The organism is Oerskovia sp. NPDC056781 (assembly GCF_042789955.1).
Lineage (GTDB): Bacteria > Actinomycetota > Actinomycetes > Actinomycetales > Cellulomonadaceae > Oerskovia > Oerskovia rustica.
In genome coordinates this window covers 1-13,711 of record NZ_JBHUAD010000102.1, presented here as the reverse complement: position 1 = coordinate 13,711, position 13,711 = coordinate 1, and the positions used below count along the sequence as shown (strand labels likewise).

General features: G+C 72.8%; 11 protein-coding genes. 6 read left to right on the top strand and 5 right to left on the bottom strand.

The features are described 5' to 3' along the window. Positions 1 to 22 precede the first annotated feature (22 nt). Positions 23 to 994, bottom strand: coding sequence for an alpha/beta hydrolase (locus ACFRCR_RS10645; RefSeq protein WP_377677385.1), 972 nt, complete (start codon positions 992 to 994; stop codon positions 23 to 25). A gap of 112 nt (positions 995 to 1,106) precedes the next feature. Between ACFRCR_RS10645 and ACFRCR_RS10640 the strand changes: the two genes are divergently transcribed. The 6 genes from ACFRCR_RS10640 to ACFRCR_RS10615 all read left to right on the top strand — a co-directional run bounded on the left by ACFRCR_RS10640 (position 1,107) and on the right by ACFRCR_RS10615 (position 6,527). After that, positions 1,107 to 1,550 carry a RidA family protein gene (locus ACFRCR_RS10640; protein WP_377677383.1) on the top strand — a complete coding sequence of 148 codons (444 nt, stop codon included), beginning with the start codon at positions 1,107 to 1,109 and terminating at the stop codon, positions 1,548 to 1,550. 39 nt (positions 1,551 to 1,589) lie between these two features. Then, positions 1,590 to 2,339, top strand: coding sequence for a PIG-L deacetylase family protein (locus ACFRCR_RS10635; protein WP_377677381.1), 750 nt, complete (start codon positions 1,590 to 1,592; stop codon positions 2,337 to 2,339). A gap of 116 nt (positions 2,340 to 2,455) precedes the next feature. After that, the gene (locus ACFRCR_RS10630) at positions 2,456 to 3,973 is read left to right on the top strand and encodes an MFS transporter (RefSeq protein ID WP_377677379.1); all 1,518 of its coding nucleotides are present in this window, start codon (positions 2,456 to 2,458) and stop codon (positions 3,971 to 3,973) included. A gap of 142 nt (positions 3,974 to 4,115) precedes the next feature. Continuing rightward, positions 4,116 to 5,588: an APC family permease gene (locus ACFRCR_RS10625; RefSeq protein WP_377677378.1), complete on the top strand. Its 1,473-nt coding sequence runs from the start codon at positions 4,116 to 4,118 to the stop codon at positions 5,586 to 5,588. Beyond that, on the top strand, positions 5,585 to 6,028 hold the full coding sequence (locus ACFRCR_RS10620) for a hypothetical protein (RefSeq protein ID WP_377677376.1): 444 nt from the start codon (positions 5,585 to 5,587) through the stop codon (positions 6,026 to 6,028). Before ACFRCR_RS10625 ends, ACFRCR_RS10620 begins: the two co-directional genes overlap by 4 nt. 109 nt (positions 6,029 to 6,137) lie before the next feature. Then, positions 6,138 to 6,527, top strand: coding sequence for a nuclear transport factor 2 family protein (locus tag ACFRCR_RS10615; protein WP_377677374.1), 390 nt, complete (start codon positions 6,138 to 6,140; stop codon positions 6,525 to 6,527). On the opposite strand, the gene ACFRCR_RS10610 is transcribed toward ACFRCR_RS10615, so the two are convergent. From ACFRCR_RS10610 to ACFRCR_RS10595, 4 genes are all read right to left on the bottom strand, one after another. Continuing rightward, positions 6,524 to 8,785, bottom strand: coding sequence for a DEAD/DEAH box helicase (locus ACFRCR_RS10610; protein WP_377677372.1), 2,262 nt, complete (start codon positions 8,783 to 8,785; stop codon positions 6,524 to 6,526). The genes ACFRCR_RS10615 and ACFRCR_RS10610 overlap by 4 nt on opposite strands. A 214-nt stretch (positions 8,786 to 8,999) precedes the next feature. Continuing rightward, a complete protein-coding gene (locus tag ACFRCR_RS10605; RefSeq protein ID WP_377677371.1) occupies positions 9,000 to 11,126 on the bottom strand; it encodes a 3-hydroxyacyl-CoA dehydrogenase NAD-binding domain-containing protein in 2,127 nt (708 codons plus the stop codon). 3 nt (positions 11,127 to 11,129) lie between these two features. Then, on the bottom strand, positions 11,130 to 12,392 hold the full coding sequence (locus tag ACFRCR_RS10600) for a thiolase family protein (protein WP_377677369.1): 1,263 nt from the start codon (positions 12,390 to 12,392) through the stop codon (positions 11,130 to 11,132). Positions 12,393 to 12,623: 231 nt separating this feature from the next. Continuing rightward, positions 12,624 to 13,670 (bottom strand): lipid II:glycine glycyltransferase FemX, encoded by a 1,047-nt coding sequence (locus tag ACFRCR_RS10595; RefSeq protein ID WP_377677367.1) that lies wholly within the window; start codon positions 13,668 to 13,670, stop codon positions 12,624 to 12,626. Positions 13,671 to 13,711: the final 41 nt, after the last annotated feature.

Genomic DNA, 13,711 nt, shown 5'->3' with positions numbered 1-13,711 from the left:
CCTGTGATCCGGGGGCCGCTCCTCATTCCCCGGTGAGCACGGAGGCCAACCACGGGCCCAGCACCGGCAGCACAGCGTCCGGCTGCATGGCCCGGGTGTGGTCCAGACCGTCGAGCAGCCGCACGTCCCAGCCCGCGGCTCGCAGCTCGTCGGCGTGCGCGGCCAGCGCGCCACCGATGCTCACGTGCACCCCGCCCCACCTCTCCCCGTAGTCGATCTCGTCGGCCGACCCGGCGAACGCGAGGCGCGGGCAGGCCACCGCGGTCAGCGCCGCCCGGTCGTCGAACCCCTCGAGCGCCTCGTACAGCGTCACGAACTGGCGCGTCTGCCCCTCGCCGAGCGTCATGTCGAACGCGTCCCAGTCGAAGCCCTCCGGGTCCCGGGCCGTGGTCGCCGCGTCGTCCGTCGCCTGCGCACGCTCCTCCTGCCCGACGACGTCGCTCGCCTCGCGCTGCGCCGTCGGGCCGTCCGTCGGCTCGGTCGAGGGCGCTGCGGGTGCCTCGGTCGTCATGGCGTGCGTCGCGCGCGTGACCGCGAGCATGCCCGCGTACGGCCCACCCCGCGGAGGGAATCCGCCCATGACGAGCGCGCTCAGGCGCGTCGTGCGCAGCGCCAGCTGGAGGCCGCTCAGCGCGAGCCACGAGTACCCGTAGTACGCGAAGGTCTCGGCGCCTGCGGCGTCGGCGATCGCGAGCAGGTCGGCCGCGACGTTCTCCGGGCTCAGCGTGTCCGGGGCCGGGTGAGCCATGCGGTGCCCCTCGTAGTCGGCCGCGACCACGCAGAACGTGGGGGAGAGGGCGTCGACCAGGGCCCGGCCGAGCGCGGGGTCGACGCCCCACGTCCTGAGCTCGTCGGCCCGCGGCCCCGTGGCCGGTACCGGGTCGACCGGGAGCAGGACGGCGGGGCCCGTCCCCGTGACCTCGACGCGGATCGTGCCGCCGTCGTGGAGTGTCGCGGTGGCGTGGCGCGTTCCCGGGGAACCGTTCGACGTCATGGGAGCCACGCTATCGCGCACCCCCTGGCCGTCGCCGAGCCCGAAATGCCTGGATCCCCGCGCCCGGATGACGGAGGATCGAGGAACGCCCCATCGACCCCGAGGAGAACCCGTGCCTTCTGCCCCCGCCGCACCGTCGACCACCGAGCCTGAGACCCCCGTCGCACGGCTCGTGCGCAGCCCCCGCCTGTCCGACGTCGCCGAGTACGCCTACGCGACCGTCGTCCCGTCCGGTGCCCGTCTCGTCTACGCCGCGGGTGCGTGCCCGCTCGACGCCGACGGGGCGACCGTGGGCGTCGGGGACGTGCGGGCCCAGGCCGCGCAGACCATGACTAACCTGCGGGTCTCGCTCGAGGACGCGGGCGCGACCTTCGGGGACCTCGTCAAGACGACCGTGTACGTCGCCTCGACGTCCCAGGACGACCTCGTGGCAGCGTGGGAGGTCGTGCGCGACGCGCTGGCCCCGCACGACCCGCCGAGCACGCTGCTGGGCGTCGCCGCGCTCGGGTACGACGACCAGCTCGTCGAGGTCGAGGCGGTCGCGGCGATCCGCTGACCCCACCACGCGACGGCGCCCGGGCATACCGTGGGAGGCATGGACCTCCCACCTCAGACCCCCCTGAACCCGCTGACAGAGGACTGGACCCGGGCGCTCGCGGTCGTCGCCCACCCGGACGACATGGAGTTCGGCGCGGCCGCGGCGGTCGCGCGCTGGACCGGGCAGGGCAAGACCGTGGTCTACACCATGGTCACGAGCGGCGAGGCCGGGATCGACGGCCTCGCGCCCGGCGAGGCGCGCACCGTGCGCGAGGCCGAGCAGGTCGCCTCGGCCGCGATCGTGGGCGTGGACGAGGTCGAGTTCCTCGGCCTGCCCGACGGCGTGCTCGAGTACGGGCTGCCGCTGCGGTCGGCCGTGGCGGCGGCGATCAGGCGCCACCGTCCCGAGGTCGTCATCACGGGGAACTACCGCGAGACGTTCCCGGGCGGGATGCTCAACCAGGCCGACCACATCGCGACGGGCCGTGCCGTCGTCGACGCCGTGCGCGACGCGGGCAACCGCTGGGTCTTCCACGACCAGGTCGAGGCGGGCCTGGAGCCGTGGGGCGGCGTGCGGCAGGTCTGGGTCGCGGGTTCCCCGGACGCGGCCCACGGCGTCGACGTGACGGAGACGTTCGACGCGGGCGTGGCCTCGCTCAAGGCCCACGCCGCCTACATCGCCGGCCTCGGGTGGGAGCACTTCGACCCGGCCGAGTTCCTCGCGACCATGTCCCGGGCGGGCGGCGCCCGCATGGGTGTCGAGCACGCCACCGCGTTCGAGGTGCTCCGCATGGGCTGGGAGGACTAGCGCCGCGGCGGCACCCCGGCTGGTCGCGGGCCGTTTCGACAGGAGCGCCGCGGCCATCTGCCCTACCGTGTGGGAGGGGTACCCGCCCCGAGCCCGTCACGGGAAAGGGCAGTGCGATGAGCAACGCTGCGCAGGTCGATGGACAGGTCGGAGCCAAGGCCGGCGGGGTGCTCGCGGCCACGTGCATCTCCACCCTGGTGGTCAACGCGAACACGTCGGCGGTCAGCATCCTGCTCCCGGCGATCTCCGAGGACACCGGGACGTCCGTGACCACGCTGCAGTGGGCCGTGACGGGGTACTCGCTCGTCGGGGCGGCGGTCATCGTCACCTCGGGCTCGCTGGGCGACGTCTTCGGCCGTCGTCGGGTGTTCCAGCTCGGCCTGCTGCTGTTCGTCGTGTCGTGCGTGATGATCGCGCTGGCCGGGTCCGGGGGCATGGTCATCGCCGGTCGCGTGATCCAGGGCGCGGCGGGGGCGACGATCCTCGCGTGCGGCCTCAGTCTCCTGTCGGTCGCGAACGCGGGCGACGCACAGCTCCGTGCCGTCTCCCTGTGGGGCGCCGCGGCGGCCGTGGGAGCCGCGGCCGGTCCGCTGGTCGGCGGCGTGCTCGTCGACGTCACGGGGTGGCAGGGGCTGTTCTGGATCGACGCGGGGATCGCGGTCCTGTGCATGGTCCTGACGGCGCTGACGGTCGCCGAGTCGAGGGACCCCGACCGACCGAGGACGATCGACTACGCGGGCACCGTGCTCATCGCGCTGACGCTGACCCCGCTCATCCTGGGCGTGACCAAGAGCGGTGACTGGGGCTGGTTCTCGGTGGCCACGCTGGGGTGCTTCGCGGTCTGCGTCGGGGCGGCAGTCGCGTTCGTCGTCGTCGAGGGGCGGGTGGCCGTCCCGCTCGTGGACCTCGCCCTGCTGCGCAACCGGGTCCTGGTCGGTTCGACCGTCGCGATCCTCATCGGCGCGGGCACGATCAACGGCCTGATGTACCTCCTGAGCCTGTACTTCCAGGACCCCGCCACGCTGGGCTTCAGCCCGCTCCAGGCGGGGCTTGCGACGCTCCCGGCGACCGTGGGACTCGTGGTGATCGCCCCGCTCGTGCCGCGTCTCGCGGCGAAGATCGGCGGTCGGCAGACGATCGGCTTCGGCTTCGCCCTGACGACGGCCGGGTTCGTGATCGTGGGCCTCGTGAACGAGACCTGGGTGTACAGCGCGTTCCTGCTGCCGCTGGTCGCGATCGCGGTCGGCATGGGCCTGTCCAACGGCCCTGCGTCGGCCGCGGCCACGGCCGCGGTGCCCGAGAACCAGGTCGGCGGTGCCTCGGGGATCTCCAACATGGCCCGGTACGTCGGCGCTGCGGTCGCGACGGCGCTGGCCGCCACCATATACGGCAACGTGATCGCCAACCGGACCGCCGCAGGGGCAGCGCAGAGCGAGGCCCTGGCAGGGGGACTGGCGGCCGCCGCGTGGATGATGGCGATCTTCAGCTTCCTCGGCGTGCTCATGGCCTTCGTGATCGGCCGCCACCGCGCGACGAAGGGGACGCTCGACGATTCCGCGGCGGCGGCCGCGGCCGTGTCGTTCACGCTGCCGACCTCGGCGACGGCGGGACAGACCGGCTCGGACCGGGGCTGAGCGCTCCCTCCCCGGACGGTGCGGTTCACCCGATCTGGATGAGGTGCGGCCGGTTCCTCGGGCGGCACACTCGAACCAAGGCCTGACCGACGACGTCGACGGAGGCAGTGATGACCACGCAAGCACCCCCGCAGGACGCGCGATGAGCGCCGCGGACGTCCCCGCCGACCTTCCCGTCGACGGTGCCGCGGCGGTCCCGGCCGCCCGCACGCGCGCGACGAACACCCAGTGGATCTCCTGGGTCGCGCTGGCGATGATGACGACGAGCTCGGTCGCGAGCCTGCGCGCCGCGCCCACGATGGCCGTCTACGGCCTGGCCTGCGTGTTCCTCTACCTGCTGCCCGCGGTCGTCTTCCTACTGCCGACGTCGCTGGTCTCCGCGGAGCTCGCCTCCGGGTGGACAGGCGGCATCTACAAGTGGGTCTCCGAGGGCATCTCGAAGCCCATGGGCTTCCTCGCGGTGTGGTGCCAGTTCGCCATGACGATCTTCTACTACCCGAGCCTGCTCGGGTTCGTCGCGAGCACGCTCGCGTACGTCATCAATCCCGCGCTCGCCAGCAGCGGGGTGTGGACCGCGGCCGTGATCATCGTCGTCTACTGGTCCGGCGTCTGGGTCTCCTCGCGCGGCACCAAGGGCGTCGCAGGTCTCGCGAGCGGGGGGCTCATCATCGGGACCCTGATCCCTGGTGTCGTGCTCGTGACCCTCGGCGTCGTGTTCCTCGGTCAGGGGAACGAGTCCGCGGCGCCCATGACGGCCGACAACCTGCTGCCGGCCTGGGCCGGGCTCTCGAGCCTCGTCCTCATCGTCAACAACTTCCTGTCCTACTCCGGCATGGAGATGAACGCGGTCCACGTGTCGTCGCTGAAGAACCCCGGGAAGCAGTTCCCGAAGTCGATGTTCCTCGCGATGGGCATGGTGCTGGCGATCTTCATCCTTCCCGCGCTGGCCATCAGCTGGATCGTGCCCGCCGAGGAGCTCTCGCTCACGGCCGGCGTGATGCAGGCCTTCGACGCGGTCTTCGCCAACTTCGGGTGGCAGTGGCTGACGCCGATCGTGGGCATCATGCTCGTCACGGCCTCGCTCGGTGGCATGCTCACGTGGCTCGCCGGCCCGTCCAAGGGCCTGCTGCTCATCTCCCGGCAGGAGGGGTACCTCCCACCGTTCCTGCAGCGGCTCAACAAGAACGGGGTCCAGCAGAACATCCTGGTCGTCCAGGGCATCGTGACCACGGTGATCGGCCTGGCCTACGCACTGATCCCCGACGTCTCGAGCGCGTACTGGATCTTCTCGGTCATCACGACGCAGGTGTACCTGATCATGTACCTGCTGATGTTCGTGGCGGCGATCAACCTGCGCCGCCGCCAGCCCGACCACCCGCGCGGCTTCCGGGCCCCAATGCTCGTGAGCCTGTGCGGCGTGGGCTTCGCAGCCTCGCTGGCGGCTCTGCTGGTCGGGTTCGTCCCACCGTCGCAGTTCTCCTCGGGCAGCCCGCTGGTCTACTTCCTCGTCGTCGGTGGCGGGGCCCTCGGCCTGGGCCTGTTCGTGCCGTTCCTGTTCTACCGGTTCCGCAAGCCGACCTGGAAGCAGGCCGAGTCGACGGAGGTGGCCTCATGAGCACGCCGGAGGAGAGCCAGCCGCGGCACGAGCGCCGGTGGATCTACGTCGGCGCCTGCGTGATCCTCGTCGCGATGGTCGTGTGGGGGATCCTCGCGTTCACTACTGTCAGGGAGTCGGCGCGTGCGTCGGAGAAGGCGGACGAGCTCATCGCGGCGCTCGAGGACGCCGGGGTGCGCACTCCCGACAAGGACCAGGTCGTGCGCGTCCTCGGCGACGACGGCGGCGCGACCTGCGCGAACCCCAACGAGGCGCTCAGCCGGGCGACCCTGCTCGCGCAGCTCGCGAACGGTGCGACCGGACCAGGCGCCCGGCCGGTCGTCGCGGACAGCCGCGTGGTCCAGGGGCAGCTGCTCATCATCGAGGTCTACTGCCCCGAGGAGCTGGACGAGTTCCGGTCGTTCGTGGAGGACCTCAAGACCGCCGACGTGGCGGGGTGAGGCCGTGACCGCCATGGCGGTCACGCTCGACGGCTGGTCCTCCTCAGCCACCCAGCAGCAACCCGTCAGCGTCCCAGCCGTGGCGCGCTCGGGCGCATACACTCGGGCGATGAGTCTTCTCGCTGCTGAGCACGCGCTCCAGGCCGCCCAGCGTGCGGGCGACGTCGACGCGCTGGACGCGCTGCTGCATCCTCGGTGCGTGGGCGTCGGCCCCGACGGGTCGGTGTTCTCCAAGGACGACGACCTGGAGAACTACCGCTCGGGTGCGCTGCGGATCACCCGCCTGGAGGAGGAGTCGCTCGACGTCCGGGAGGACGCCGTGAGCGGGGTGACCAGGCTGGTCGCCGCCGTGGAGGCGATCCAGGGTGACGTCGCAGTCTCCGCGCGGTTGGTCTACACCCGCCTCTGGGTGCGAACGGACGAGCGCTGGCTGGTGCTGGCCGCCACGCTCGCCCCGGCCGCCGAGCCCGCCTCGCCGGACGTGGGCGGAACGCCCTAGGGCTGGGCGCTCTGAGCGCCCCACAGATCGTCGTCAGTCGGCGCGTCCCGCACGACGGCGTCCTGCGCCCCGGCCCCACCCGCCACGACAGGCTCCCCGCCCAGCCACCGCGCCTGCTCGGCCGCGACGATCGTCTGCGCGAGCCGGGCCTCCGACACGTCGACCGCGCCCGGCAGCGCGTCGGCCAGGACGCTGCGCCGCGCGTAGGCGTCGAACAGCCGGGCCTTGGTGCCGAGGATCTCGACCATGCGCTCGTCGACCGTGTCAGCGACGAGCAGCCGGTGGACCTGCACGGTGCGCACCTGGCCCATGCGGTGGGCGCGTGCGACGGCCTGTGCCTCGGTCGTGGGCTTGACCTGCGGCTCGCACAGGATGACGACGGATGCGGCCTGGAGGTTGACCCCGACCCCGCCCACGTCGATCTGGCTCACGAGCGCCCGGGGCACGGGTGACGCGGTGAAGTCGTCGAGGATCGTCTGACGGGCGCTCGCCCCCACGGACCCGGTGAGCGGCCCGGCGGCGAGGTCGCCCAGCGCGCGCACCACGAGGTCGACGACGTCGCGGAAGTACGTGAACACGACGACCTTGCGGCCGTTCCCCGTGGCCTCCTCGACGAGCTCGACGAGCCGGCGCACCTTGGCCGAGTCCTCGGGGTGGTCGACGGCGTACGCGGCCCGGCGCATGGCCATGAAGCTGCCCTCGCGGACCGCGTCGCGGTAGGCGGCGCCGTCGGCCGGACCGAACGACTCCCACTCCTCGACCTGGACGAGCTCGGGCAGCTCCTCGAGCACGTCCTCCTGGTTGCGCCGCAGGTACACGGGGGCCACGGCGAGCCGGAACCTCTCGGCCCCCGCGGCGCCGTGCGCGGCGCTGACCTGCTCGGCGACGTCGGGCTGGAGGTAGGCGACGAGGCGTCGGAACTCCTCGACGCGGTTCTCCATGACGGTGCCGGTCAGGAACAGCACGCGCTCGGTGCGCCCCGCCCAGGCGGCCACGGCCTGCGACCTCTTGGCCTCGGGGTTCTTGACGTAGTGCGCCTCGTCGACCACGAGCATCGCGGGTGTGGGCAGGTCGAGCGGCAGGAGCCCGACCTGCTCGAACGTCGTCACGGCCACGCCGCCCTCGCGCGCCCACTGCGCGGCCTCCTCGGCACGCTCGGGGCCGTGGACGTCGAGCGAGCGCAGCGTCGAGTGCCACGCGACCTCGCGCACCCAGCTCGTCATGACGCTCGCGGGGCACACCACGAGGAAGTGCGTCGCGCCGCCCGCAGCGAGGTGCGCCATCGCGGCGATGGCCTGCACGGTCTTGCCGAGCCCCATCTCGTCGCCGAGGATCGTGCGCCGCTGAGCCAGGGCGTAGCGCGCCCCGAACACCTGGTAGCCGCGCAGGGACGCGGTCAGGAGGGACTGGTCGAGCGGCTGCTCGTTCACCCGGGCCAGGAGCTCGGGCGGCAGGTGACCCTCGGTCGCCTGGAGGTCGCGCCCGATGTCCACGACGTCGTCGAGCAGCGCGTAGTACGTCGCCGAGCGCGCGCGGAAGTCCGTCCACGCCTCGAAGGCGTCGACGGGCGCGGCGTCTAGGGCGGCGATGCGCCCGGCGGCCGCGACGGCCCCGGACCGCTCGGCGTCGGCGACCAGCCGCGCGAGTGCCTGCACGCCGTCCGCTGCCCGACGGCGCCGCGCGGGCAGCGAGAAGAACGTCCGGACCGCGCGGGTCGCCTCCTGGGCGGCGACCCGGTGCTCGGTGTGCCCCTCGAGGAACGTGACGACCACCTGCCGGTGGACCGTGGTGGCAGTGCGCGCCGCGTCGAGCCCAGCGAGGGCCTGGACGAGGGCGGTCGTGTACGGGTCGCCGGGGGCGTCGTCGATGCGGAACCGCAGGGTCTCCTGGACGGCGTGGGCGATCTGGGCTGCGGCCGCGAGGCAGTGCGTCGCGGTCTGCGGGCCGATCCCGGGCAGCCGTTCGAGCCCGGCGGGTCCGGCGCGCAGCACGTCACCGACGGTCGTGATGCCGCCGTCGACGAGGCGGCCCACGCGCAGGCGTTCGCCGCTGACCTCGCGCAGCCGCTCGACCCCGATGGCCGAGAGCTCGGCCAGGACCTTGTCCTGCTGGCTCGACCCGAACGCGGTGCGCACGTGCTCGCGGAACCGGGCCGGCGCCCCGGCGAGGGCCGAGAGCAGCGCGGCGACCTCGTCGGCCCGGGCGACGACGGCCCGCGCCTGTTCCGTGGTGGGGCGGAGGGCGTCGGGCGCGGTCATCGGGCGGGATCTCCTGGGGGCGTCGGCGGGGGAGCGGGGCTTCCTGGCGACGACCGGCGGCAGAGGTGCCACGGATCGAGCGCCCCGTGACGCTATCACCGCGTCGCATCACCACCGCTCCCTGTGACCCAGCAGTCAGACGCCGAACCGGGGGGGGCGGGCAACTCGGAGTTGCCCGACCCCCCGGGTTCAGCAGTCAGTCACGAGCGACGCGTCAGGCGACCTGCGCCGGGACGTTCGCGACGCCGTCGGGCAGGAGACGGCGGCCCAGCACCTTCTCGGAGTACCCCGTGCGGTCCAGGTACGGCGTGATGCCGCCGTCGTGGAAGGGCCAGCCCGCACCCAGGATCATGCAGAGGTCGATCTGCTCGGGGCCCTGGACGACGCCCTCGTCGAGCATGTGGCCGATCTCCGTCGTGAGAGCGGTCAGGACCTGATCCAGCACGCCCGCCTCGTCGAGGGCGCCCGGGCCGCCGGCCTCGCCCGTGCCGAAGTACGCCTGGATCGCCGGGTCGACGCTCGCAGGGATGCCGCGCGCCGGGGCCGGCAGGACGACCTTGGCGCCCTCGGCCACGAGCTTCTCGAGCCCGGGGGAGGACGGGAAGCGGTCGCCCAGGTCCTCGCGCAGCGACGTCAGGACGTGCAGGCCCACGGCGGGACCCACGAGGTCGAACAGCGCGAACGGACCCATGGGCAGGCCGAGCGGGCGCAGCGCGCGGTCGGCGACCTCGACCGAGGTGCCGTTCTCGACGGCCTCCACGATCTTGCCCAGGAGCAGCACCAGCAGGCGGTTGACCACGAAGCCCGGACGGTCGGCGACGCCCACTGCGGTCTTGCGCAGGGCCTTCGAGACCGCGAACGCCGTCGCGAGGGCCTCGTCCGAGGTCTTCTCGGCCCGGACGACCTCGACGAGCGGCATCTGCGCGACGGGGTTGAAGAAGTGCAGCCCCACGACCCGCTCGGGGTGCGCCAGGTCCGCGGCCATCTCCGTGACCGACAGGGCCGAGGTGTTGGTCGCGAGGATCGTGTCGGGGCCGATGATGCCCTCGAGCTCCGCGAAGACCTTCTTCTTGAGACCCAGGACCTCGGTCACGGCCTCGATCACGAAGTCGCAGCGCGAGAACTCGGTGATGTCCGTGGTCCCGTGGACCGAGGACAGGACCTTGGCCCCCGTGTCCTTGCTCATGCGGCCCGTCGTGACGAGCTTCTCGACCGTCGTGCGGACGTAGTCGAGCCCGTGCTGCACGCGCTCGGCGTCGAGATCGCGCATCGTCACGGGCACGCCCAGGCGCTGCGCGAACAGCAGGGCGAGCTGGGCCGCCATGAGGCCCGCGCCCACGATCCCGACCGAGGTGACCGGGCGGGCGAGCTTCGGGTCCGGGGCGCCCGCGGGGCGCTTGCCGTGCGAGACGAGCTGGAAGGCGTAGACGCTCGCGCGCATCTCGTCGGACATGATGAGGTCCGCCAGGGCCTCGTCCTCGGCGGCGAAGGCCTCGTCCTTGGTCGCGGTGCGAGCCGCCGCCAGGAGGTCCAGGGCCCGGTAGGGCGCGGGCCGGGACCCGTGCACGACGGCGTCGAGCTGCTTGCGCGCACCGGCCACGACCGCGTCCCACACCGGGGCCGGGTCGAGCTCGCGGCGCTCGACGACCGTGGTGCCGCGCACGACGTCGGCGGTCCAGCGGATCGAGGACTCGAGGAAGTCGGGGGCCTCGAACAGCGCGTCGGCCAGGCCGATCTCGAAGGCCTCCTTGGCCTTGAACGGCTTGTTGGCGCTCGGGCGCGTGAGGATGACGTCCATGGCCTTCTCGATGCCCACGAGGCGCGGCACGAGGTAGGCGCCGCCCCAGCCTGGGACCAGGCCCAGGCCGACCTCGGGGAGCGCGAGCGCGGGGGCGTCGGTCGCGACCGTGCGGTAGTCGCAGTTGAGCGCGACCTCGAGGCCACCGCCCAGGGCCAGGCCGTTGATGTACGCGAACGTCGGGACGCCCATCTCGCCGAGCAGGCGGTAGGCCGCGTGGCCGCCCCGGCCCAGCTCGAGGGCCTCGTCGCGCGTGCGGACGCCCGCGACCTGCGTGAGGTCGGCTCCCGCCGCCAGAAAGTAGGGCTTGCCCGTGACGGCGACGGCCGTGATCTCGCCACGCAGGGCACGGGCCTGGAGCGCGGTCAGCGCGGCCGTGAGCTCGGCGATGCCGCCCGGCCCGAGCGTCGTGGGCTTGGTGTGGTCCAGGCCGTTGTCGAGCGTGAGAAGCGCGAGCGTGCCTGCACCGCCCGGCAGCTCGACGTCGCGGACGAGGGAGTGGGTCACGCGCTCGGCACGGGGCGCGGTGGTCTGGGTGCTCATGGGTCAGTTCTCCCCGTTCGTCTCGTCGGTCGTGTGGCCGGAGTAGTCGGCGTGGTGCGGGTTCTCCCAGACGACCGTGCCGCCCATGCCCAGGCCCACGCACATCGTGGTCAGGCCGTAGCGGACCTCGGGGTGCTGCTCGAACTGGCGCGCGAGCTGCGTCATGAGGCGCACGCCCGACGCCGCGAGGGGGTGACCCACCGCGATCGCGCCGCCGTACTGGTTGACGCGCGCGTCGTCGTCGGGCATGCCGAAGTGGTCCAGGAACGCCAGGACCTGCACCGCGAAGGCCTCGTTGATCTCGAACAGGCCGATGTCCTCGATGCTCAGGCCGGCCTGGGCCAGGGCCTTCTCGGTCGAGGGGATGGGGCCGATGCCCATGACCTCGGGGTCGACGCCCACGTACGCGAACGACACGAGGCGCATGCGGGCCGGCAGGTCGAGCTCGGCCACGACGTCGCCCGCCGCGAGGAGCGAGACCGCCGCGCCGTCGGTCAGCGGGGACGCGTTGCCCGCGGTGACCTTGCCGCCGGGACGGAAGGGCGTCTTGAGGTGCGCGATGTCCTCGACGGTCGTGGCCGGGCGGGGCAGCTCGTCGGCCGTGGCCAGTCCCCAGCCCTGCTGCGGGTCGCGCAGCGCGACCGGGACGAGGTCCGGCGTCACGTCGCCGTTGGCGAGGGCCTTGGCGTACTTGGCCTGGCTCGCGACGCCGTACGCGTCCGCGCGCTCCTTGGTCAGGTGCGGGAAGCGGTCGTGCAGGTTCTCGGCGGTCGCGCCCATGACCAGGGCCGTCGAGTCGACGAGCCTCTCGGCGACGAAGCGCGGGTTGGGGTCCGCGCCCTCGCCCATCGGGTGGTGGCCCATGTGCTCGAGGCCGCCCGCGAGCGTCACGTCCTGGGCGCCGATCGCGATGGCCGACGCGGTCGTGGTGACCGCGGTCATGGCGCCCGCGCACATGCGGTCGATCGCGAAGCCCGGGACGGACTTCGGCAGGCCGGCGAGCACGGCCACGCTGCGCCCGAGGGTCAGGCCCTGGTCGCCCGTCTGGGTCGTCGCGGCGAGCGCGACCTCGTCGATCCGCTCCGCCGGGAGCTCGGGGCGGCGGCGCAGCAGCTCGCGCACGGCCTTCACGGCGAGGTCGTCGGCACGGGTGTTCGCGTAGATGCCGTCAGGGCGGGCCTTGCCGAACGGCGTGCGCACCCCCTCGACGAAGACGACGTCGCGGACGGTCCGGCGCGAGCCCGAACCCTTGCTGGCCACAGTCATGGCTTCTCCTGATCTGGACGGCGGTGTCCCTGAGCGTCACCGCTCAGCGTTGGTACAGGCTACCCGCGGTACCAGGAAAATGCACGAAAGTGTGAGACCGAGTATCGACCAGTGCTGACGGACCCGCCCAACCGCAGGGGTTCGAGCGGGCCCGTCGGAGGTCGACGAGCGGATCCGGGACGATACGCAGTCTCGCGCACCCCGGGGCACGCGGGCCCGCCAGGGCTGTTCTCAGCTGCCGCCGCGCAGCTTCCGCACGACCTTCTTGGCGGTCGGCAGGCCCTTGTTCCACGCGGTGTACCACATCGAGAACGGCACGTCGATGCTCCCGACCAGCTCGTCCTCGTGGGACGCGAAGCCGCGCTTGAACGTCGAGATCCCGTCGTTGAGCAGCCCGTTGACGTCGTAGCGCACCACTCCGCGGTCGCGCATCGCGTTGATCGCGTACCACTTGAGGCCGTAGTTGGCCCGCAGCCGCTGCCCCTCCTCGTCCATGCCGCCGTACAGCTCGAACGACGTCCGCGCCGAGGCCGCGAACCACACGAACGAGACCGGCCGGTCGTGCGGGCCGTCCTCCGTCGAGCGTGCGAAGGCCGCGAAGACGGGGGAGTGCTCGCCCAGCTCGTCGAACACGCGCTCGTAGTACGAGTCCTCGTGCAGGCCGAAGCCCGCGCGCTCGGCCGTCTGGCGGTACAGGCGCAGGCAGGCCGCGAGCTCGCCGCGCGTCGTCACGGGGCGGAACTCGAGGTCCTCGCGCTCGGACTTGCGGATGTACTGGCGGGTCTTCTTCGCCATGTCGGACATGAGCTCGTCAGGCGTCCTGCGCAGGTCGAGGATCAGCGTCGTCGGGTAGAGCACCGGGTTGACCGCGGGGGCCGCGCCCTCGAGCTCGAGCGGCGTCCCGGCGTCCCAGTCGGGCTCGAGCGTGATGCCCACGCCGCCCACGTTCTTGCGGCACCACTGCACCACGGCCTCGGTCACGGCCGAGCGCGTCGCGGGGTAGCCGACGCCGTCGGGCATGACGACCGGACCGCGTGGGACGTAGCTGAGCGCCTTGAACTGCGCGGGCAGCGAGCGGACCAGGACCTGGGCGAGGCCCAGCACGGTCCCGTCGGGGCCCGCGACCTGCAGGCGGCGGGGCGTCCAGGCCCCGGCCCCCTTGACCTCGCCCCACCCCCAGAGCTGGAGCGGGTGACCGCCCATCGCGAGCACCTGCTCGTCCCAGGCGGCGCGGTCGGTGATCGTCGTGACGGTCAGGGTGGAGGACTCGGACAACATGCCCCTGACCTTACCGGCGGGGGGAGGGCCCGGACGACGGC